Source organism: Candidatus Desulfovibrio trichonymphae, assembly GCF_002355955.1.
Lineage (GTDB): Bacteria > Desulfobacterota > Desulfovibrionia > Desulfovibrionales > Desulfovibrionaceae > Desulfovibrio > Desulfovibrio trichonymphae.
On the sequence record NZ_AP017368.1, the window covers coordinates 199,807 to 221,519 of the forward strand.

At 57.5% G+C, this 21,713-nt stretch carries 18 protein-coding genes and 2 tRNA genes; 11 read left to right on the forward strand and 9 right to left on the reverse strand.

Features of this window, described 5'->3' with window-relative positions; all coding sequences use genetic code 11:
- Nucleotides 1–302 precede the first annotated feature (302 nt).
- From RSDT_RS00970 to RSDT_RS01005, 7 genes are all read left to right on the forward strand, one after another.
- Nucleotides 303–1,160, forward strand: coding sequence for a M48 family metalloprotease (locus RSDT_RS00970; RefSeq protein WP_096399206.1), 858 nt, complete (start codon nucleotides 303–305; stop codon nucleotides 1,158–1,160).
- Between the two features lie 38 nt (nucleotides 1,161–1,198).
- Nucleotides 1,199–1,591, forward strand: a complete 393-nt coding sequence (locus RSDT_RS00975) for a DVU_2496 family lipoprotein (RefSeq protein WP_096399207.1) — start codon at nucleotides 1,199–1,201, stop codon at nucleotides 1,589–1,591.
- A gap of 13 nt (nucleotides 1,592–1,604) precedes the next feature.
- A complete protein-coding gene (gene galE / locus RSDT_RS00980) occupies nucleotides 1,605–2,597 on the forward strand; it encodes a UDP-glucose 4-epimerase GalE (RefSeq protein ID WP_096400334.1) in 993 nt (330 codons plus the stop codon).
- Nucleotides 2,598–2,653: 56 nt separating this feature from the next.
- Nucleotides 2,654–2,730, forward strand: a tRNA-Met gene (locus RSDT_RS00985).
- 217 nt (nucleotides 2,731–2,947) lie between these two features.
- Nucleotides 2,948–3,355 (forward strand): DUF805 domain-containing protein, encoded by a 408-nt coding sequence (locus RSDT_RS00990; RefSeq protein WP_096399208.1) that lies wholly within the window; start codon nucleotides 2,948–2,950, stop codon nucleotides 3,353–3,355.
- A gap of 1,173 nt (nucleotides 3,356–4,528) precedes the next feature.
- Nucleotides 4,529–5,980 (forward strand): TolC family protein, encoded by a 1,452-nt coding sequence (locus tag RSDT_RS01000; RefSeq protein WP_096399210.1) that lies wholly within the window; start codon nucleotides 4,529–4,531, stop codon nucleotides 5,978–5,980.
- 8 nt (nucleotides 5,981–5,988) lie between these two features.
- Nucleotides 5,989–7,641 (forward strand): ribonuclease J, encoded by a 1,653-nt coding sequence (locus tag RSDT_RS01005; protein ID WP_096400336.1) that lies wholly within the window; start codon nucleotides 5,989–5,991, stop codon nucleotides 7,639–7,641.
- A 277-nt stretch (nucleotides 7,642–7,918) separates the two neighbouring features.
- On the opposite strand, the gene RSDT_RS01010 is transcribed toward RSDT_RS01005, so the two are convergent.
- Nucleotides 7,919–7,995 (reverse strand) — tRNA-Pro (locus RSDT_RS01010).
- A gap of 218 nt (nucleotides 7,996–8,213) precedes the next feature.
- Between RSDT_RS01010 and RSDT_RS01015 the strand changes: the two genes are divergently transcribed.
- The gene (locus tag RSDT_RS01015; protein ID WP_096399211.1) at nucleotides 8,214–8,792 is read left to right on the forward strand and encodes an NYN domain-containing protein; all 579 of its coding nucleotides are present in this window, start codon (nucleotides 8,214–8,216) and stop codon (nucleotides 8,790–8,792) included.
- A gap of 139 nt (nucleotides 8,793–8,931) precedes the next feature.
- On the opposite strand, the gene nadA is transcribed toward RSDT_RS01015, so the two are convergent.
- Entirely contained in the window at nucleotides 8,932–9,984 is a 1,053-nt protein-coding gene (gene nadA / locus RSDT_RS01020; protein WP_096399212.1) for a quinolinate synthase NadA, read from the reverse strand.
- A gap of 113 nt (nucleotides 9,985–10,097) precedes the next feature.
- Between nadA and RSDT_RS01025 the strand changes: the two genes are divergently transcribed.
- Entirely contained in the window at nucleotides 10,098–10,646 is a 549-nt protein-coding gene (locus RSDT_RS01025; protein ID WP_096400338.1) for a YceD family protein, read from the forward strand.
- A 141-nt stretch (nucleotides 10,647–10,787) separates the two neighbouring features.
- Here RSDT_RS01025 and RSDT_RS01030 read toward each other — a convergent pair whose 3' ends face one another.
- From RSDT_RS01030 to RSDT_RS01060, 7 genes are all read right to left on the reverse strand, one after another.
- Nucleotides 10,788–11,798: a CobD/CbiB family cobalamin biosynthesis protein gene (locus tag RSDT_RS01030; RefSeq protein ID WP_096399213.1), complete on the reverse strand. Its 1,011-nt coding sequence runs from the start codon at nucleotides 11,796–11,798 to the stop codon at nucleotides 10,788–10,790.
- A 28-nt stretch (nucleotides 11,799–11,826) separates the two neighbouring features.
- Nucleotides 11,827–12,288: a tRNA (cytidine(34)-2'-O)-methyltransferase gene (locus RSDT_RS01035; protein ID WP_096399214.1), complete on the reverse strand. Its 462-nt coding sequence runs from the start codon at nucleotides 12,286–12,288 to the stop codon at nucleotides 11,827–11,829.
- A gap of 48 nt (nucleotides 12,289–12,336) precedes the next feature.
- Nucleotides 12,337–14,070 (reverse strand): hydantoinase/oxoprolinase family protein, encoded by a 1,734-nt coding sequence (locus tag RSDT_RS01040; protein WP_096399215.1) that lies wholly within the window; start codon nucleotides 14,068–14,070, stop codon nucleotides 12,337–12,339.
- A 126-nt stretch (nucleotides 14,071–14,196) separates the two neighbouring features.
- Nucleotides 14,197–14,922 carry a (d)CMP kinase gene (cmk, locus tag RSDT_RS01045; protein WP_096399216.1) on the reverse strand — a complete coding sequence of 242 codons (726 nt, stop codon included), beginning with the start codon at nucleotides 14,920–14,922 and terminating at the stop codon, nucleotides 14,197–14,199.
- Complete coding sequence (hisC, locus tag RSDT_RS01050) at nucleotides 14,919–16,064, reverse strand: histidinol-phosphate transaminase (protein ID WP_096399217.1); 1,146 nt, start codon at nucleotides 16,062–16,064, stop codon at nucleotides 14,919–14,921. Before hisC ends, cmk begins: the two co-directional genes overlap by 4 nt.
- A gap of 95 nt (nucleotides 16,065–16,159) precedes the next feature.
- Entirely contained in the window at nucleotides 16,160–16,612 is a 453-nt protein-coding gene (locus RSDT_RS01055) for a universal stress protein (RefSeq protein WP_096399218.1), read from the reverse strand.
- Between the two features lie 117 nt (nucleotides 16,613–16,729).
- Nucleotides 16,730–19,438, reverse strand: a complete 2,709-nt coding sequence (locus RSDT_RS01060; RefSeq protein WP_096399219.1) for a valine--tRNA ligase — start codon at nucleotides 19,436–19,438, stop codon at nucleotides 16,730–16,732.
- A gap of 60 nt (nucleotides 19,439–19,498) precedes the next feature.
- Here RSDT_RS01060 and RSDT_RS01065 point away from each other — a divergent pair, with 60 nt between their 5' ends.
- Both RSDT_RS01065 and RSDT_RS01070 read left to right on the forward strand, forming a co-directional pair.
- Nucleotides 19,499–20,857 carry a BPL-N domain-containing protein gene (locus RSDT_RS01065; protein ID WP_231941854.1) on the forward strand — a complete coding sequence of 453 codons (1,359 nt, stop codon included), beginning with the start codon at nucleotides 19,499–19,501 and terminating at the stop codon, nucleotides 20,855–20,857.
- Between the two features lie 155 nt (nucleotides 20,858–21,012).
- Nucleotides 21,013–21,711: a hypothetical protein gene (locus tag RSDT_RS01070; RefSeq protein WP_096399220.1), complete on the forward strand. Its 699-nt coding sequence runs from the start codon at nucleotides 21,013–21,015 to the stop codon at nucleotides 21,709–21,711.
- The last annotated feature ends 2 nt before the right edge of the window (nucleotides 21,712–21,713 follow it).

Sequence of the window (21,713 nt, forward strand, 5' to 3'; positions counted from 1 at the left end):
TTTCTTGGTATGCTTTTGTCGGCGGGCATTGTTTGAGGATGTAGGGGCCATTCTTGAGGCCAAAGGCTGTGTCATCAAACAGACGGCTACCGAACAGAAAAAGGACAGGAGGCGCGTATGGCTGTAACGATGCCGGATAGATGGAGCGCATTCGATACCGTCAGTTCAAAAAATTCTTGACTCGGGGGCGTTGTCTAAACATGCTTTGCGGGAAAGGCGATTATCCCTTGCCGGCCTTCAAAGATTTTTTATATACTAAGGGAGACGACGCCATATTTTTGTGCGTTACTAAGGAGTGCTCTATGACAAGCCGAATCAAAACCGTTTTCCTGCTGACTCTGCTTTCAGCAATAATGATTATGCTCGGCGGCATGATGGGCGGCCGTTCAGGCGTCATCATAGCCTTTGGTCTTGCATTGCTTATGAATGCGGGCAGTTACTGGTATTCGGACAAAATTGTGCTTTCCATGTATCGTGCGAGGGAAACAGCGCCCGAAGAAGCGCCGTACCTGCACGCCGTTGTAGAGGAACTGGCCGGCAAGGCGGGCATACCCAAGCCGCGCGTCTGCGTTGTGCCTGAAGAAGCCCCCAACGCCTTCGCCACGGGACGTGACCAGCAGCACGCCGTTGTGGCCGTGACGGAAGGCATCTTGCGGCTACTTTCTCCGGAACAGCTGCGTGGCGTGCTCTCCCATGAAATCGGCCATATCGTAAACCGTGACATTCTGATCCAGACTGTGGCCGGGGTGCTCGCTTCCGCCATTGTCACACTGGCCAATATTTTTCAGTTTACGGCCCTCTTTGGTGGCAACAGGGATGGCGAAGGCGGCGGCAACCCTGTCGGCGCGCTGGCACTCGCCCTGCTCGCGCCCATCGCGGCCGGCCTTATCCAGATGGCCATTTCGCGGTCGCGGGAATATCTGGCCGACGACATGGGGGCGCATCTGTGCGGGCGCCCTCAGGAACTCGCCGGAGCGCTCGCCAAACTGGGCGCGGCGAGCGGCAGGATTCCCATGCAGGCCGGCAATCCCAGCACAGGGCAGATGTTTATTGTAGCGCCCCTGTTCTGCCATGGCGCCATGGCAAACCTTTTCAGCACCCATCCCCCTCTGGAAAGACGCATACGGCGGCTTCAGGCCATGGCGTCCGGACGTAGCTGATCCCGCGTGGTTGAACCATATAAACCGGAGAAACAGCCATGCACCGGCGCCCTCTCTCGATAATCCTGCTTTTGCTGCTGGCTGCGGCCTGCGGCGGCAAATACGCCGTTCATGACGAAGCGCCCATGCCGGATGCGGCATCCTGCCCTTTTGTCTATGCTTTTGCGCCGGGGAATTATATTATTGACGTCGCAAGCGGCGCTGACGTGATTTTGGATCCGGCGGCGCAGGAATTTCCCCTTTTTTGCAGGCCGCCTGAAGCCCGCGCGTTCATCAATAAAGAGGTCACGGCAGGACGTCTTGCTGAGGGCGACTGGCGCGTTTATCGGCTGGACGGACAATTTGAGGAGCTGGCGCAACAGTCCGACAACGGCCGCTATACGCTGAAACGCATGGCGTCTGTTGTGGACTGGGTTACGGAAGACTTTTAATTTGCGGCTGATTATGGACAGCAGAAAAAAAACCGTCTTCATCGCCGGCGGCGCCGGCTATATCGGCAGCCATCTCAACAAGGCGGCCCATCAGCAGGGCTACAACACCGTTGTGTACGACAACCTTATTTACGGCCACAAAGGGGCTGTGCAATGGGGCGATTTTGTTCCGGGCGATCTTGAGGATGTCGCGCAATTGCGTCTCGCCTTTCAGCATTTTCGTCCCGACGCGGTCATGCATTTCGCGGCCTATGCCTATGTTGGCGAATCTGTGATCGATCCTGAAAAATATTATCGCAATAACGTGGCGGCAACGCTGAATCTGCTGCGCGTCATGCACGAGGCAGGCTGCGGCCGTTTTATTTTTTCCTCGACATGCGCTACCTACGGCGTTCCTTTGCAGATTCCCATTTCTGAAGATCACTCGCAGTCGCCCATCAACCCCTATGGACAAAGCAAGCTGATGGTGGAAAACATTCTGGCAGATTATGCGGCTGCTTATGATTTCTGCTATGCTTCCCTGCGTTATTTTAATGCGGCGGGGGCGGATCCGCAGGCGCAGATCGGCGAAGATCACAATCCTGAGACGCATCTGATCCCGCTTGTGCTGGATGCGGCGGCCGGCCGGCGCGCGCGAGTGTCTGTTTTTGGAGCGGATTATGACACGCCGGACGGCACGTGCGTCCGTGATTATATACATGTCTGCGATCTGGCGGACGCGCATCTGCTCGCCCTGGAGCATTTGTTTGACGGGGGGCAAAGCGGCTGTTTCAATCTCGGCAACGGGCAGGGTTATTCTGTCAAAGAAGTCATCGACTGCGCCCGCGCGGTCACCGGCAGGGACATCTCCGTGCGGCATGCGCCGCGTCGGGCGGGCGATCCGCCTGCGCTCGTCGGCAGCGCGGAGAAGGCGACAGACGCGCTTGGCTGGCGTCCGCGCCTTGCCCGGCTTGAAGACATCATCTCAACGGCATGGGTCTGGCACAAAAAGAGATTCTGCGTTTGACATCTGCCGTGCGTATGCTTATAATCTTTTTTATGCCTACAATAAAGGCGTTACAGCGCGGGGTGGAGCAGTTCGGTAGCTCGTCGGGCTCATAACCCGAAGGTCCCAGGTTCAAATCCTGGCCCCGCAACCAGAAAAATCAAGGGGTTAAGCTCGAAGAGTTAGCCCCTTTTTCTGTGTATTGCCTATTTTGTCCCCGCTCTATCCCCATTTTTGTATAAATGACCGCTAAACTGGCTTGGCCCGTCACGCGGGGGGGGCGGTTCAGCCACTAGGGGGTAGAGCCTCTCGCTCCGAATACTGGTGGGCAATACTGCCTGGTACAGTATGTTATTTTTTAGTTCTTTTTAATTTTATTTTCGGTTTTTGGTTTTTTGCTATTTCCAGCAACTACAGGAGTTACAGTACGTCGTTTTCATGATCTAAACGCAAGTGGCTGGATCTTCTTGGTATGGATTATTCTACTTGCAATTCCAGTCGTTGGTTTTTTTACATGGATTGCTTTCCTGCTTTGGTTTTGTTTTCAAGGAACAGAAGGTGAAAACAAGTACGGCGCAGATCCATTATGTGCTGATACACATTACAATGAAAGCAAGGCTCAAGAAGAACGGCAACGCAGAAAGAATGAAGAACGCGCCAGACGTGAAGCTGAGAGAGAAAAAGTCCGGCGAGACCAAGACGCAGGCAGAGAGCAGGAATACACGGGGAGCAGCCGAACAGATGACCAGTATGAGATATTAGGTGTGCGCGGAATATGAGCCTTGGCGAGATAAGACGGGCATACTTAAAATTAATCAAGTAGTACGCCCCGGACATGGTAGAACATTTGGGAGATGAGTTTAAGAAACTGGCGCACGAAAAACTGTCGCGCTTAATTCGGCGTAGGGGGAAGATTATTCTATGGTCATATTATTTGACGTTAAAAGTATAAAAAGATAAAAATTGCGAATAATTTGTGAATATGACTGGCTCCATGTCTCATTATCAAAGAAGGCAGTATGCAAAATGAGGGGCACGGTAGCTGCAGAAGGCTTGCAGCACGAAGCGAGGCAAGCCGAACGCGGTCTATGGAGTGATTTAGACACGATTGCACTTTGGGGATGGCGACGAATATAGCGAACCAACAGGCGTAAAAATAAGTGGTTTATATGTGCTGTGAACAAGAAGGGGAATTTACTGTTATTACAGCATTACATAGTGTGACATAACAATATCGTATCCAATGTGTCTATTTTCAAAGTTATGTTATTCATTTTTAGCTACATTTTATCATCCAGAAATATACGCACGGATAGTAATGAAATTTATTTTGTTATCTATTACTATATCGTTATTACCGTAAAAACTCGAAAAAAAATTTAGATTGCCGTCAATCCAGCATGTGCTACTCTATAGGATGATGGACAAAAGACCACATCCCCCGTCCAAAAGCCCTTCCCTGTACCCGACAGAGGCTCCTATAACTGCGTCTGTCCCGTTGCTTCCGGCGCATACAGCGGCGCGATATTCTGCCATTCCCCTAAGGAGATATGGCATAAATTGCACTATATGTCGATAATTTTATTGTATTTTATGATGGGAAATGCAAGGTCGTGAAAATGGCGAAAACCCTGATAACTTCACCTCTCATAACCCGAAGGTCCCAGGTTTAAATTCTGGCATAGAAACCAGAAAAATCAATGGGTTACGGTGAAAATCGTAAGCCCTTTTTTGGTTATTCCGCCTCACGGCAGCGGACGATTCTCTCTCTCGCAACGGCAGGATACCTGTTGACGGTGTTCCGGTTGATATCAACAATTTTGTCAAATTACAGAGTGTCCAGCTCAAAAGTCAACAGCTTCACAAAAAACATTCACAGCGCGGTGGCGGGGCCGCCAGTAACAAGTCTGCCCGTGCTTGCCAAGATCGTTCTTGAAAGTATATAGAACGTCATGCTGGTGCAAAATTGTCATCCCCCCTTTTTTTTGCCGCTTGTCCGGCTTTTGTGCTGCGTCTGCTGTCTTGTCGCGTGGTCCGACGCGCAGACAGAAGCCGTGTCAAAAAAAACGCCGCCCGCGCCGATCTACACAGGTGGACGCCCCTTGGATCCACAAAGCGCGCGCCACGGCCTGCCAAAAGCCATCACCATGCCCGATGCAGTCTCCCGCGCGTTGAAATTTAATCCCTCGCTGGGCGCGCGGGAATCGCAGAGCCGCGCTTCGGAAGAAGGCCGTAAATCCGCGCGCGGCGCCTTCGGCCCCAAACTCGGCATGAGCTATACCGCCGTGAAACAGGAAAAAAAAACATCCCCCTCTACCGTGCGGCCGCCGGAAATGGGCATGTACAGCTATGGCGTTGAAGTCTCCCAAACGGTTTTTCAGGGCTTCAAACTGCTCGCCGACTACCAGAAAGCCGCCCTGCAGGCAGACAGCGATCAGGCCGCTCTGCGCAAGGCTGAACTGGATATGACAGAACAGGTGCAGCGGTATTTTCTGAATTACCTGAGAGAGGAAGAAAATGTCCGCAGCGCGCAGGGATCCCTCGCGCGGCTGCGCGACCAGCTCAACATAACAAACGCCTTTTATGAAGTCGGGCTGCGACCGTGGCTTGATGTGCTGCAGGCGGAAGTGAATGTCAGCCAGTCGGAAAATCTGCTGGTTCAGGCTGAAAACAACCTTGACACCTGCCTTGCCATGCTCAACACCCTGCTGGGCCTGCCGGCCACGGCACAAACCGGCTATATGGGCAAACTGATCCATATCCCTTTTAATCTTTCCCTAGAACAATGTCTTGAAATCGCCTACCGGCAGCGGCCTGACCTGTATATAGCCGCAAGGGCCGTGGACATGGCCGGCAAGGATCAACGCGCAGTGCAAAGCGGCTACTACCCGCAAGTAGAGGCCTATTACAATATCACCAACACCGGCGATTCGCCGAACATGCAACGCGCAGGCGACAGCGGCTCACGCGGAACAACATGGGAAGCGGGAGCGCGAGCCACTTGGAACGTCTTTCAATGGGGCACCACATGGTACGCCGACAAGCAGGCAGGCTTTCTTGTGACAAGAATGCGCTATGAAGAAGAAAACCTGAAGCTTGATGTGGGCTATGACGTTAAATCAAAACTTCTCTCCGTGCGTGAAGCGGAAAAACGCATTGCCCTTGCTGAAAAAAGCGTGGAACAGTCCACAGAAGCCTTTAATGCCGCGCTGGCCCGCTACCGGGAACAGGTAGGCACCAATTTTGAAGTGCTCGACGCGTCATCAAAACTTACAACGGCAGAAGCGTCGCTGACAGGCGCAAAGGCAGACTATCTCACGGCACTGGCGCAAATTTATGCGGTCATGGGCGAATTTCGCCCTGACCTGATGAGCCCCTCTCTTCAACATCCTGACAAACAATGACAATCCATATGAACGGCAGTCTCACCATCACGCCGCTGGGGGGCCTCGGTGAAATAGGCATCAACTGTCAGCTTTGGGAGGGCGCGAGCGGCGTCGTTATGGTGGACTGCGGCCTGATGTTCCCTGACGACGCACATCTGGGCGTTGATGTGGTCATTCCGCATTTCGGCGCGGTGAGCGGCATAAAAGACAAACTGCTCGGCATCGTGCTCACACACGGGCATGAAGACCACATCGGCGCGCTGCCGTGGCTTGTTCCCGAACTTAGAGGCACGCGCATTTACGGTTCAAGCTTTACGTTGGCTCTCGTGGAGCACAAATTGCGCGAGCACGAAATTCTTGACTGGGTGGAACTGTGCCCTGTGAATGCGGGTACGGTTCTGGATCTGGGTGATCTGAGATTCCATTTCTTTCCTGTCTGTCATTCCATCCCTGAATGCTTCGGACTGGGAGTGGAAACGTCCGTCGGCCGTATTATCCACAGCGGCGACTTCAAAATTGATCCGCATCCGCTGAGCGGCACAGGAACCGACCTGCAGATGTTCAGAGATTTCGCCGGACTAAAAGGCGCGCGGCTTCTGCTTTCTGATTCCACCAACGTGATGCGCGACGGGCGTTCGCTCACGGAACGCGAGGTCAAGGAATCGCTCGCTGGAATTTTTGACGCGGCCAAAGGCCGCATTGTGATCACACTCTTTTCCAGCCATATACAACGGATACAGGAGGTTTTCGATCTCGCGGTGGAACGTGGGCGTACCGTGGTGGTAAGCGGCAAATCTCTGGCCGGGAATATTGACACTGCACGCGCACTGGGTTTTGTGAAGCCGCCTGCCGACTTTTTCAACGCTCACACTGGCGTGCCGGATTTCCCGGACGAAAAACTCGTTCTTATGGTCACCGGCGCACAGGGCGAACCGCTTTCAGCCCTTTCGCGCATGGTGCTTGGCGGGCATCGCCGGCTTTGTATACACAAAGGCGATACGGTGGTGATGAGTTCCAGAATGATCCCCGGCAACGTAAAAGCCGTTTCCCGGCTGATCAATGAAATGTACCGGCTCGGCGCGGAAGTGCTGTATGAAAGCGTGCATGCCGTCCACGCCTCGGGCCATGCGCACAGCGAAGAATTGCGCGACATGCTGCTTGCCGTGCGGCCGGAACTTTTTGTGCCGGTGCACGGCGAATACCAGCACCTTGTCAAGCACGGACGGCTGGCGCAACGTTGCGGCGTTGCCCCGGACAATATTGTGCTTTTGGAAAACGGACAACCGTTGACCCTGATGCCGGACGCATTCCGCCTGGACGCGCGCGTGCCGGTGGAATGCACGCTGGTGGACGGCAAGGGGGTGGGCGATGTCGGCTTTGCCGTCCTCAAGGAGCGCCGCATTTTGGGCGGCGAAGGCATGGTTGTTGTCGTTCTGGTCATGGATGCGGAAACAGGCAGTGTGCTCCACGGCCCGGAAATTATCTCAAAGGGATTTGTCTTTGGGCAGCGATACAGCCACCTGCTGGAAGACGCAAAATGTCTCGTGCTGGACGCAATCAAGTCAGCACATGGCCGTTCAGGCCGCATGCAGGACAACATCCGTTCCTCGCTGCGAAGTTTTTTCAAACGTGTGCTGGAGCGTGACCCTGTTGTAGTGGCAATTATCAGTGCAGTATGACAAGTTGTCACATGGCGTTTTTTCGGGCGACACTCTTCTGCAGCAATCCAAACAAGCGCTCTGTCTGATAACACACCAGGGTCTTGCTTTGTCCGGCAAGGCATCCTTGATGCGTTCCCGTCAACTTATTTTGAAGGTCGATAGGATCTGGGATCTGGCAGAAACAGGACGGGCAACCGATTGTTGTAAGCCTCATACGGCGCAGGCTGCACGGTTGTATGCGGGAAAAGAAGCAGGCTGCCCAAAAAATATAAGGGTAGCCTGCTGTGTTTTAATGTGGTCGGAGCGACTGGATTTGAACCAGCGACCCTCTGCTCCCAAAGCAGATGCGCTGCCAGACTGCGCCACGCTCCGTAATGTGTGTCTGAGGCCCGCAACTATTTCAATAGTTGCTGATTTATTAACAATGGCAATATATTTTGAAAAAATCAAGTGTAAAACAGTGGTATGCGGCGCAAGGCCTGAACAAGGCGTCCGCATCTGCCGTCAGATAGGGGAAAACGGTTTTGTTGTCTTGACTTTTTCTGTCTTGAAGTTGCACTGTGCCTCAGAACGCTTAATAAGGATACCAAATGAAAATCAGAAAACTTGTCGGCATTGATCTGCTCCCCAGTGAACGTCGGGCCAAAGAAATGGGCTTTCCTTATTTTCCTGTCCAAGAATTCATTGCATTCTATGCCGGGACGGATGTGGATATTATAGAAGTTCTTTGCACGCTGCAGCTTCGCGTGCCGGAGGATGGCACTGTGGAAGCCGCCGCGCAGGCCAGACAGCAATTTGAAAAGAAGCGGTACGCGCTTGAAATGTGCGGCGTCAGGGTGATTAAGTGCCCTTCCAAGCGAAGTCAAAACTCTCCCAGCGGTTTTAAGCAAAGCGATGACCAGCGGTTGATGATCAGAACACTGACTCTGGCCATGAAACTGCGTCCGGATTTTGTCACTCTTGTGGCGTCTGACGGGGATTATACGCCAATGGTGGAATCCTTGCGCGATGAGGGCATACGGACAGAAGTTGTCGCCTCGCTGCCGCTGCTGGCAAACGACTTGCGGCGACATGCGGTGAATGTGATTGATCTTGACGCAGTGCTTGAGGATCTGCGCGCGCAGCAATGCGCCAATGGAACCTGCCGTCAATTTGGATGCTCAACCTGACAGGGATTGGTCGCATGAGCAATACAACTACAGTAACTATGGCTCTAGACCATCAGGTCTTTGTTTTCGGTGACCAGCCTCTTGAGGCAACCGATGAGTTGCTCCAGAAACGGGCTGTTTGAGCGAGCCCCGCCGCCCCTCACGCGTCCGTCTGCATTATCCGCAGCATGCGCTCCAGGGCGAGTTTCGCGTTTTCCCGCAATTCCTCGGGGGCCGTGACCATAAAGCCGTCGTCCCCCGCCGCCACGGCGTCCAGACAGGCGGCGAGCCGCTTTTCTGTTGTCTGGGCCATATGTGTGCAGGCGCTTTCCACAAGAGGCAGCACCGTCACTCGGCCGCGGTTTTCGCTCGCCAGCCGTTTCACCAGGTTGATTTCCGTGCCCACAATGACGACCGCGCCGTCCGGCGCCTCGTTCACGTAGCGGATGATAAAGGAAGTGGCTCCCGCCGCGTCCGCCGCGGCCACAACATCCGGCGTGCATTCGGGGTGCACCACAACGCGGGCACCGGGGTGTTCGGCACGCATGCGCTCTATCTGGCGGGTATTGAAACGGATGTGGATAGAGCAAAAGCCCGGCCAGAGCAGCAGGCGGGCTTTTGCCGCAGCGGCCGGGTCAAAGAGTTCGCCCTTGCCGCGCACGCTGAGTACGGCACGCTCCGCAACGGGCATTCTCAGCGTGTCCGCCATGTTCCAGCCCAGGTTCCTGTCCGGCAGAAAGAGCACGGCGTCGCCCTGCTCCAAAGCCCAGCGTAGCATGGTTGCAGCGTTGGCCGAGGTGCACACCGTGCCGCCGTGCGCGCCGACAAGGCTTTTGAGCCCGAGGGTGGAGTTGACGTAGGCGAGCGGCACCACCTTGCGGCCGTTCTCGGCAAGCCGCCGCCGCACCGTTTCCACAACAGGCACTTCAGACATCATGGACATGCTGCACTCGGCCGACGGCTCGGGCAGATGCACCCTCTGCCCTTTCCGCGCCAGCAGGGCCGCTGATTCCGCCATGAAATAGACCCCGCAAAAGACGATGTCTTGCGAGGCCGTTTCCTTCACCCTGCGGGCCAGTTCCAGGGAATCTCCGCGCAGGTCGGCGTGACGGATGACCGCGTCGGCCTGATAGTGGTGGCCCACGACGGTCAGCGCCGCGCCGAATCTGCGGCGCGCTGACTCTATGCGCTCATTGAGGGACAGTGCTGTCATGCTGCTTCCTGCTGGTAAATATTTTTTCAACGCGGCTTCAGCATAGGGCATTCGCCGCTGATTTTCAAGATGTGCCGGCTTTGCCCGGCCGTTGTTTTTTGGTATGGTGGCGCATGTACAACGAGCATGGTCATTTTTTCGCCCTGAACGCCCTGCCGCCCGAAGGCAGGGAGGTCACGATCACAGATCAGTCTGTGTGGTTGACGCCGCTGGCCGCCTTTCACATGGCCTGCACGGTGCGCCGGCCGCTGGCCGCAACGGTGCACATGCTGCCTGCCGCAAACGGCTGTCTGGTGCGCGGCGCGTTGACGGGCGAAGTGCTTCTGCCCTGCAGCCGTTGCGCGGAAGACGCCGTCACGGCGATCAACGCCTGCTTTGAAGAATTTGAAGAAACGCCCGCGCTTGACGCCGCCGGCAACCCCCTGCCCGGGGAGGAAAGCCGCATCGTCTTTCACAACAACGCACCCTTGCTTGACTTGGCCGCCCTGTGCTGGGAAGAATTTGTCCTCGCCCTGCCGCCGGCTCCGCTGTGCGCGCCGGCGTGCAGGGGCGTGTGCCTCGATTGTGGCGTGAACCTGAACACAGCGCTGTGCAGCTGCGCCCGCGACGAAACAGACCCGAGGCTTGCGCCCCTGCGGGCGCTGTCGCTCAAAAGCCGTTAACAAAGGAAGCCACCACGTCCACACTGCTGTCCTCCTTTTCCGAGCGTGTCCTCGCCAAGCCGTCTCGGCCCGCAAGACAAAGATGCCGGCTGGTAGAGGGCGCCTGCCCGCGGTGCATGCCCGGCCCACCGAAACAACACATCAAACAATCGCTGAAGCAGCACAGACAAACCAGAGCAACAACGCGCCGCAAAGGCCGCCCCAGCGTAAAAGCGCGCACAGCGCGAGCAGGCTCGCTTTATCCCAGTCCGCAGCGGAGCTTTCCGGCGGTCCGAGCCAGGGTTTATGCGTCAAAATGCCGAAATAAACCGCAGGCCCGGCCATACGGCGTCCGCACAGCCAAGCGCAGACGGTCATGGGCCAGCCGGAGTTGGGGCTCGGCATGCCGCGCGCCTGCTCCGCCACGGCGCGAAATCCCGGCCAGATTCCCTTCCACAGCCGTGCGCCGGGCCGGATCGCCTGAAAAAACCTGTCAGTCAGCCACAGAACAATTACGGAAATTCTGGCAGGCACAAACGCCAGAAGGTCGTCACAACGCGCGCAGGCAAAGCCCAGTCGCGTCCACGGCTCAGCGACATACCCCCACATTGAATCCGCTGTGCTGACGGCCTTGTAACACCACAGCCCCACCGGACCCGCAACAAGCAACCAGAAAAAGGGCGCGAAAAAAGCGTCTGTAAAATTTTCCGACAGCGTGTCTGCCAGTGTTTTACGCAGCAGGGGAATGTCCATCATGTTCACATCCCGGCTGACAAGCATGGAAACAGCTGAGCGCGCCTGATCCGGAGAGCAGATTTCCACCTGACGGAGCGTTTCCCGGCCCGTTGTGACAAGACTGTCCAGAGCAAGGCCTGCCCAAGCAAAATATACGGCCGCCGCCACGCCGAGCCAGGGCAGGACAAGCAGCAGCCATACCGCGAAACCGACGGCCGCAATCAGAACAAACAGACAGATAAAACCGGCCGCACGACCGGCGACCGGCGTATCCCACCGCCGCGCAGGAGCTTCCAGACAGTGCAGCATTCGTCCGGCCACACAAACCGGATGCGGCCAAGGGAACTTGGGATCGCCAAAAAGCGTATCCAGCAAAAAAGCCAGAGGCGCGAGCCACCAGCAATCCCAAACACTGTAGGGGAAAAAGCTTTCCATCATTCACAAGGCTGCGCAGCAGGATTTTAGTTCACGTCCAACTCTCGAGGCATCCACAGCGGGAGAGCGCCATATAGAGCACGACGCCGGCAGCGGTGGAAAGATTCAGGCTGCGTACACCGCCCTCATACATGGGAATGCGCGTTTTCCAAGGTGATGCTGCCAAAATTTCCGGCGGCAGACCACGTGTTTCCGGTCCGAAAATCAGGCTGTCCCCGGCTTCAAAAACAAAATGCTGTACCGGACATCCTCCCTTTGCCGATGTCATGACAGCGCGGGAATGTCCGACAGCAGCTGTATATGCTTGCCAGTCAGGCCAGGCAAACAAACGCACATGCGGCCAGTAGTCAAGTCCGGCCCGTTTCAGACAGCGGTTTTCCAGCTTGAAACCCAGAGGTTCGACAAGGTGCAATTCCGTGCCGGTTGCGGCGCACAAGCGCGCAATATTGCCGGTATTCTGCGGAATTTCTGGTTCAAAAAGAACAATGCGCATAACGTGCTTTACTCGAAACATGCCGAAACGGCAGGATGCTCTGATCCGTCACGGAAGGCCTGCGGCAAGCCGTCCGGCAATACCTGGCACGGTCTGGCAGACCACTCGGATGTCTTTTGCACCATAGCCCCTGTCATCCAGCGTGGCGAACATATCCTCTTCCAGCACCTCCACAGTCGCGTCCGTAATGCCTTCTGCCGCAAGGTGGGCAGTCAGCAGGGCGCAAGCCCGTTCACGAGCCGCTGTTGGTGTGTATGTCTTGCCGATAGCTTCCTCAAGATCAAAAATCGGCGTGCGCAAAAGCCCCTGTCCGGTATCCGCATAGATTTCCAGCGCGGCTGTGGGCAAGGTCAGCGCAGCGCCGATGGCGTTTGCCACATCCGCGTGGACGGGGATTTCCACAGGCAATCCGAAAACGGCGGACAAACGTTCACGCAGGCAGGTTGCTGGCCCGCCCACCAACAGAATCCGCGCTGGCTGCGCTTCATGTAGTGCCCTCAGGGCCGTCAGCGTATAAATGGGCCTCGCGTTGACGCCGTCAAGCAGATTTTGCGCGGCCTTTCGCACCTGCGTGAGGGCGTTGTCAACAGCCTGCCTTGCCAGATCGGCCGGCGACAGACCGCAGGCTTCGGCCAGAACGGCAATGCCCGCACGCGAGGCCGCCGCATCACCCGCCGCGGCATCTGTGCCGCTGTTCCGGGCGTTAAGCGCGTCCAGCAGCGTTGGACGGTTGCCGCCAAAGGCCATGGCCGGGCCTTCGCGCAGCGGCCCGACGCGTACAACTGCATCGTCCGTTGTTTCATCCGCTGTAATCAGCGAATCTCCACCCACGCCGACAGACGCTGTGGCCAGCGAACGCACAAGCGTACGACGCCCGTTCAACAGCATGCCGTCACGGTCAATCACCGGCGATCCGTCAAGAACAAGGGCAATGTCGGTTGTGGTGCCGCCGATGTCGAGCACAAGAGAACAGCCCTGCCCCGCCGACGGGGACATGGCCAGCACGCCCATAACGCTGCCCGCCGGACCGGAGAGGATGGACTGCACAGGACAGCGCCGCGAAAGAAAAATGGGAACGGCACCGCCGTCTGCCTTGAGCAGCATTGATTTGGCGCATATGCCGGCATTTGCCAAAGCTGGTTCCACGGCATTGAGAAATTTGTGATGCAGCCGCTCCACAGCGGCATTGTAGTAAGCAGTGGCAATACGCCGCGGAAAATTCAGACTGCCGGCCAAACGACACCCCTGCGTGACCGGCAGCCCTGCCGTGGCGACGGCCGCCGCCATGGCCCGTTCGTGCGCCGGATTGCGGGGCGAAAACTTGCCCACGCAAGCCGTTGCGGGGATGCCTTCTCCACGCCAGACAAGCGCACGTGCAGCAAGTTTTTCCAGCCGCAGAGGGCTCACTTCCACCCCCCGGTGATCAAGCCCGCCGGGCGCGACGCAGACATGCGCGCCAAGGGCAAAACGCCGCGGATCAAGCCCGGGCCCGGCGGAAAGGGCAAGCCCCACTGCATCTGCCCTGTTTTGTACCAGCGCGTTGACAGCCAGTGTGGTGCCAAGCGTGACGCTGCTGATGCGGCCGAACAAAGCAGTGCTGTCGCTCCCCACAGCGCTGCCAAGCGCTGTCAGAGCCTCGCGCACGGAAAAGGGCAAATCCTCATGACAGGTTTTCACCTTGGCCGCTGCAATAAGCCGTATCGTACGTCCCGCGCCGGCCAGCAGCGCCGCGTCTGTATGAGTGCCGCCGGCGTCAATGCCCAAAAAAAATTTTTCATCCATGCTGTTTCGCCTTGTTCAGCATAACAATACGTACGCATTGCCCAAGAAAATTTTTTACGCTGCAATCCCGCCTGTCGGGCGGGGATGGCGGCGTGCGCCGAAGAACCGTCGTCGTGCTGGCGGCAATTATTGCCGGACGGGGGAAGCGCCCGCAGCGCGGTGACAATCTAACGACCGCGCGCCGCCGTGTTCGTCAATATGGCGCAGCATGACGGCAAGCACTTCGTCAATATTCAGGCGGGATGTGTCCACAAGCAGGGCGTCCTCCGCAGGGCGCAGGGGTGCCGTCACCCTGTTGCGGTCCAAATCGTCACGCCGGAGGATCTGTTCTGTCAGGCGCGCCGGATCAACCTGTTCGCCGCGTTGCTCAAGCTCACGCAGGCGGCGTTTTGCCCGCACTTCAGAGGTGGCGTCCAGAAAAAATTTAAATTTTGCGTCAGGAAAGACAACCAGACCCATATCCCGGCCTTCTGCCACCAGCGGCGCAGTCTCGCCCATTTTTCTCTGGGCGGTTTTCAGCACTTCCCGCACGGCCGGCACTGTCGCGATGCGCGCGGCAAGCATCCCCACTTCTTCCGCGCGCACTTCGTCGCCCACGGGCCGGCCGTTGCAGTACAGCGCGGCGGCACGGCCTTTGCCCATGATGCTGAAGGTCCATTCGGCACACCTGCCGCGCAGGTCCGTCTCCGGCAGGAGTTCGGCGTCGGGCCCCAGTTTGAGGGCCAGACAGCGGAACATGGATCCGGTGTCCAGATATGCCAAGGCAAGGCTTTCCGCCATATGACGGGCCAAGGTTGTCTTGCCCACGCCTGCGGGGCCGTCCAGTGTGACGACGGGCAGGTGCTCGTTCATGACTTCCCGTCCCTGTCCGGCGCGGATGAGGCAAGAATATCCCGCAGGGCGGCCAGAAAGGCCGCGTTTTCTTGCGGGTTCCCCACGCTGACGCGCAGGTGCTCCTGCAGCCCGTAGCTTGAGAGCGGGCGGATGATGACGCCTTTTTTGAGCAGTGCTTCAAAGCATTCTTGGGCTGAACAGGTGCCCTCAGGCAGTTGGAAAAGCAGAAAGTTGGCGGAACTGGGCCAGACCGTGCAGCCGAGCTCCGTCAGCTTTTGCCGGAGCAGTGCGCGTCCCTCGTGCACTGTCGTCAGCGTGGCCTGCCGGAAGGCCGTGTCCGCAAGCGCCGCGAGGCCGGCCTCCTCAGCCGGAATATTGACGGAAAACGGCAGGCGCGTCCGCCAGTAATATTTCGCCAATACGGGGGGCAGAACGCCGTAGCCGAGGCGCAGGCCCGCCAGACCGTAGCTTTTGGAGAACGTGCGCAAAAATGCCGTATTTTCAGGCAAGTCGCCGGCCGCCAGCAGGGATGATGCGTTTTCGTCGTCCGCAAAATCCATATAGGCTTCGTCGATAACCAGCAGACAGTCGGGCGCGTGATCGGCAAGTTGCCGCGCCAAATCCCGCACGGCCGCGCGTGGCGGGCAATAGCCGGAAGGATTGTCGGGGGTGGAGACAAAAACAAGCCGCGTGTCCGCATTTACGAGGTTGAGCAACGCGTCGAAATTAAAGGAAAAGTCCTTGCGGAGCGGGCAGCGGCGCAGCTGAACGCCGGCAATGCCGCCCTGAATGGGGTATATGCTGAAGCAGGGTTCAAAACAGACAATGACATGGCGGCCTGCTTCGGCAAGCATGCGGATGAGCATGTCAATAATTTCATCAGAACCGTTGCCCACAACGATGCGGGCCGGTTCAACACTGTGCAGGGCGGCGAGGGCGGCGACAAGCCGCGGGTTGCCGCCCTGCGGGTAGCGGAAGGCGAAGGCCGCGTAACGGCGCACCACCTCTTGGGCGAGCGGGGGCGCGCCCAGCGGGTTTTCATTGCTGGCCATCTTGATAACCTGATCCAAGCCGTATTTCCGGCGTATTTCAGCAATGGAAAGCCCCGGCGCGTAGGCGTCGAGTCTTTGGATTTCCGGGCGCACGCTGATTCTGGACATTCCTGCCTCGTTTCGGACGCGACAAAACCGCCGGAGCACGGCAGCCTTGTCAGGGACGGCGGTTTGCACGCAAGCGGGATTCCGCAGGCGGGGCGTCAGGCCGCCGGTGCCTGGGGCCGTATGGTGAGTACAGGCATATCCGCATTTTTGACAACTTTTTCGGCAACAGAACCGAAAAGGATGCGGTCAATGCCTTTGCGCCCGTGTGTGCCCATGACGATAATGTCCACGTTTTCCTCATGGGCGCGGTTCAGAATTTCTTCGGCGGCATACCCGATCCGCACCTGACTTGCGGTTTTCACCCCGGAAAAATTCTCCGCCACAAAGTTTTCCATGGATTTTTCCGCGCCGGTGACGATTTCTCCCACAAAGTTTTCAATGGTGTTGGGCGGGACGTGAAAACCGACATACTGGCTCAACGAGGGGGCCGTATAGACGACAAGAACGCCGGCGTCGAGTTTTTTTGCCAGCAGCACCGCGTATTCGGCCACGGCCTTGCTGTGTTCGGAAAGGTCCACAGCGCAAAGTATTTTTTTAATTTCCCGCATAAAGCACGCTCCGTTTTTCCGGCGACGCAAAGGCGCAGGCCGTCTGTCCGTGAAGGGGTAATTGCAATGTCTTTAATAAATCTATAGACGGTTGTAAGAGAATAGACAAGGCGTGCGTCACGGTTTATCTTGCACGGCAGGGGAAATTTCCTTATCAGCCGAAGCCTGCGTGAACCGTTCTTTCAGGGCCAGCAGTTTGGCCTTTGCGTTCAAAAGGTGCGCGGCCCGTTCTTGTTCGCTGGCTACCACATCGGCAGGCGCGCGGCTGACAAAACTCTCATTGCACAGTTTCTTATTGACGGCCGCAACGTCTTTTTCCATTTTCGTAAGTTCCTTATCAAGCCGCGCCAGTTCGCTTGTAATATCCACCGCGCCCCTGAGCGGCATAATAATCTGGCAGCCCTGCGCCACAGAAGATGCCGAAGCCTTGGGCGCGTCCGCGTCCGCGTCGGTGGTCAGAGATCCCAGACGGGCCAGCGTCATGATCATTTCGCGGTTTTCCTCAAGCAAGGCGGCCTGCGCCGCGTCAGCAGGGCGTAAAAGCAGACTGACTTTCTGCGGGGGATTAATGCCGAGTTCGGCTTTCATGGTGCGTACAGCCACAATCACTTCCTGAATTATCTCCATATGCCGAGCGGCTGTTTCGCGCACGCAGCAGGGCCGCGCCGGCGGCCAGGGCGTCACGGCCAGCTCTGCCGCGGCCGTATCCGTCATGTCGGTGGCGGACGGCAGGGCCTGCCAGATTTCGGCCGTCACAAAGGGCATGATGGGGTGCAGCAGGACAAGCACTTCGCGCAGGGCAAGCTGGAGCACATGCCGCGCTGTATTCGCGCGGGTCGCGTCGTCTGACTGCAGATCCGGCTTGATCAGCTCCAGATACCAGTCACAAAATTCATTCCAGAGAAATTTATAGCCTGACCGGGCCGCGTCGTTAAAGCGGTATTCCTCAAATGCCTGATCCATGCCGTTCTTGACGGCCTCCAGACGGTGCAGAATCCACTGGTGGTGCAGACCCCGCACAGTGCGCGGGTCAACAGGCTCCGGCGCAGCCGCAAGATGCATCAGGGCGAAGCGGGCGGCATTCCACAGTTTGTTCACAAAATGGCGGTAGCCTTCAATGCGTTTTTCGGAAAGGCGTATATCTCTTCCCATGGCCGCGAACGCCGTGAGCGTGAAGCGCAGGGCGTCGCAGCCGTATTTTTCCGTCATGGCCAGCGGGTCAATGACGTTGCCCGTGGATTTGGACATTTTGCGGCCTGCGGCGTCGCGCACAAGCGCGTGCAGATAAACGTGCCTGAACGGGGGTTTGTCCATAAAGTGCAGGCCCATCATCATCATGCGGGCTACCCAGAAAAAGAGAATGTCAAAGCCCGTCACAAGCACAGAGGTGGGGTACCAGCGCGCAAGCTCCGCGGTTTTTTCCGGCCAACCCATGGTGGAGAAAGGCCAGAGCGCCGAGGAAAACCAGGTGTCCAGCACGTCTTCGTCCTGCGCGAGATCGCCTGCGCCGCAGGAGGAACAGGCGGCGGGGTTTTCTTCGGCAACGGTCAGCGCGCTGCAGGCGGGGCAGATCCACGCGGGTATGCGGTGGCCCCACCATATCTGGCGGCTGATGCACCAGTCACGGATATTGTCAAGCCAGTGATTCCATGTTTTGATCCATGATTCAGGGTAGATCTGCGTGAGTGCCGGTGTCGCGTCGCGTGCGGCCGGGGCCAGTTTTGTGGCCGCCACAAACCACTGGGTTGAAACGTGTGGTTCCACGGCTGTGCGGCAGCGGTAGCATTGGCCGACGGCGTGTTCCATATCTTCCACGCTGAGCATGTCCCCCGCCGCCGCTATATCGGCAACGATTTTTTCGCGGCAGATCTCCTTGGAAAGGCCGGCATACGGCCCGGCGTCGTGCGTCATCAGGCCGTTTTCGTCAATCACCTGAATAAATTTAAGATGATGCTTGCTGCCCAGCGCCCAGTCGTTGTGGTCGTGGCAGGGCGTTACTTTCAGCGCGCCGGTGCCGAACTCTTTGTCCACATATGCATCGGCAATGATGGGTACGCTGCGCCCCAAAACAGGCACAAGCGCGTTTTTGCCGATAAGAGCCGCATAGCGCGCGTCTTCCGGGTGCACGCAGACGGCAGTGTCGCCCGGTATTGTTTCCGGCCGTGTGGTGGCGACGGCAATCGAACCGGAGCCGTCGGCCAGATGATAGCGCACGCGCCAGAGACGGCCTTTTTGCTGTTCGTGTTCCACTTCGTCATCGGCCAGCGCGGTGTGGCAGCGCAAGCACCAGTTGATGATATACTTGCCCTTGTAAATCAGGCCTTCGTTGTAGAGCCGCACAAAAACTTTGCGCACGGCGGCGGAGAGGCCGTCGTCCATGGTGAAGCGCAGGCGCGTCCAGTCTACGGAAGCGCCTAGTGCCCTGATCTGATCCAGAATGCGGTGGCCGTAGTCTGCGCGCCAGGCCCAGACACGCTCCACAAAAGCTTCGCGTCCCAGTTCCCGGCGATTTTTCCCTTCCGCCGCAAGTGCGCGCTCCACCACATTTTGCGTGGCTATGCCCGCGTGGTCAATGCCCGGAATCCAGAGCGTATTTTTTCCCTTCTGGCGCGCGTGGCGGCAGAGCACGTCTATGAGGGTCAGGTTCAGCGCGTGCCCCATATGCAGTGCGCCGGTGACGTTGGGCGGCGGGATGACAATGGAAAAAGACTCGCCGGGCGCGTTCGCGTCCGGCGTGAACAGGTTTGTCTCTTCCCAGTGTTTGCGCCACTTGGCTTCCACATTTTTGGGCTCATAGCCTTTGGCGAGCGCTTTCTGATTCGTCATGCCCTGTCCTGTTAAGATACTGTCTGATCTCATTTTCTGTCGATTTGCGTGAGACGGTCTTTGAGTTTTTCCACGCATCTGCGCCGTCTTGTTTTCTGCGTAAAAGACGGCCATAGTTCCGCCATGCGGCCGTTGTTGTACATTCTCTGGGATGCTTCCCACATCTGGGGGCTGATGGCATGGCGCGCCATGCGCAGCATGGGCGTTGCCTGCCGTCTGGTCAAGGGCAAAGAAATAGCCGAAGGCGCGCTTTTAGGCAAGTCGGCCGGCGACGGCGCGTCTATGCTCCTTGTACCCGGCGGCAATGCACGGCTGAAATCCCTGGCGTTGGGAGCGGACGGCCGTAAGGCCGTCCGCGACTATCTTGCCAGCGGGGGGAGCTATCTCGGCTTTTGCGGCGGCGCGGGGCTTGCGCTCAGCCATGCGGCAGAGGCAGACGGCCTGCACATCTGCCCCTGGCGGCGTGCCGTGTACCACGAGCGTCTGCACCATCTCATCTCCGGCCATGTCAAGGCGCGTGTCGCTGCCGACTGCGGGCTTGCCCCGCCGTCGGCGCTGCTGCGTGAAGGCCGGCTGCGCCTGCCGGTGTGGTGGCCGGGGCGTTTTGATCTCCCGCCAGGCGCAGCCAGAGCCGGTGCCCGCGTACTGGCGGCTTACAGCGCGCCGGACAAAGATTTCTGGATTGCTGACCTGCCCCTCGCCCGCATTCCGTCACATGTTTTTGACGCATGGCGGGACATGTATGGCGTCAATCTGTCCGCGGATTTTCTTGCGGGGCAGCCGCTTGTCGTCAGCGGCGCTTACGGCATGGGGCGCTATGTGCTGAGCTATTCCCATCTGGAAACGCCGCACAGTCCGGACGCGAACAGATGGCTTGCCCGGCTGCTGCGCGTTCTGGGCGGCATCGCGCCCGAGCGGGATCATGCCGGCGCGTGGGACTTGCGCCAGCCGCTCATTGTTTGGCCGCGCGACAAAGCAAGTGCGCCGCTTTTGGGGGCATTGCGCAAAAGCCGGGCTTTGCTGCGTCTTGCGACGGAACACCATCTGTTTTTTGAACGCGTGCCTTGGTTGTGGGGCTGGCGTGCAGGTTTACCCGGCGCGGCCTGTAACAGTCTGCACGCGGCGCTTTGTACGGCCGCGGGCCTTGCGCCGGGTCCGGCGGCACGGGACTACTGGCACGCGGTGCGGCCGCAGTTTGCAAAACTGGCGTACCTGTTTTTTGCCGGAGCGGAAGGATACCTTCTGGCATGCCGTCTGGCGGCAACCCTTTTCCCCTCTTTGCCGCAGGCTGTGGACAAACAGGGCCTTGCCGCTCGGTGCGCCGCTCTTTTCGGCCACGCCATGCAGGGCGGCGGCATTGTGGAAGAAGTGTTGACCATTGTGGAAGAACTGATTTATCTGTCGCAGGATGAACAATGAACAGCGCGTGGCGTGGCGCTTTCTGTGCTGCCTTTTGTCGGGGGCGTCGGCTCCCTACGTTCTTTCTTGGGTAATGGGCTTGTCGCCATCAAATTTTCAGTGTACCCTATGCGCATAATTTTTTTAGTATTTGAACATATTCAGCAAGGTTTGGCGTGAAAACATACTTAGCCGCTTTAAAAAAATTGAGCGCCACAGGGGTCACGACGGAGCACTCTTTCAGATGCCCGCTGGAGGCTCTCATCAATGCTGTGGACAAGCGCTTTATGGCGGTCAATGAGCCGAAACGTCAGGCTTGCGGCGCTCCTGATTATGTTGTTCTGAAAAATGTTCAGCCCCTTGCCCTCAGCATCGGTTATATTGAGGCCAAAGACGTGTGGGTGTCGCTGGACAAGGTTGAAGAAGCTGAGCAATTCCGTCGGTATGTCTGTTCACTTGACAATCTCATACTCACCAACTACATCGAATTTCGCCGGTATGTCCGAGGTGAATTGAGCGGGAGCCTTATTCTCGGCAGATGCAACCGGGACAGAAGTCTGGAAATATATCCCGGTAGGGAAAGGGAAGAAGAGCTTCAGGCTCTTCTGCGTGGTTTTCTGGATTTCCCCATTGAGTCTGTCGCATCGGCGCGGGAATTCGCAACGTGTATGGCGAAGCTGACTCACGCCATACGGGAAACGGTATTGAGTGCGCTGGATTCGCCGTACAGGGAAAAACTGGAAGCATGGCGCGAAGCCTTTGCCCGTACGCTGATTCCTGACCTGATGCAGGATAGCCGCAACCGACTTTGCCGATATGTATGCCCAGACCATTGCCTACGGCTTCTTCGCGGCTCGCTGTCATCAACGATATGAGC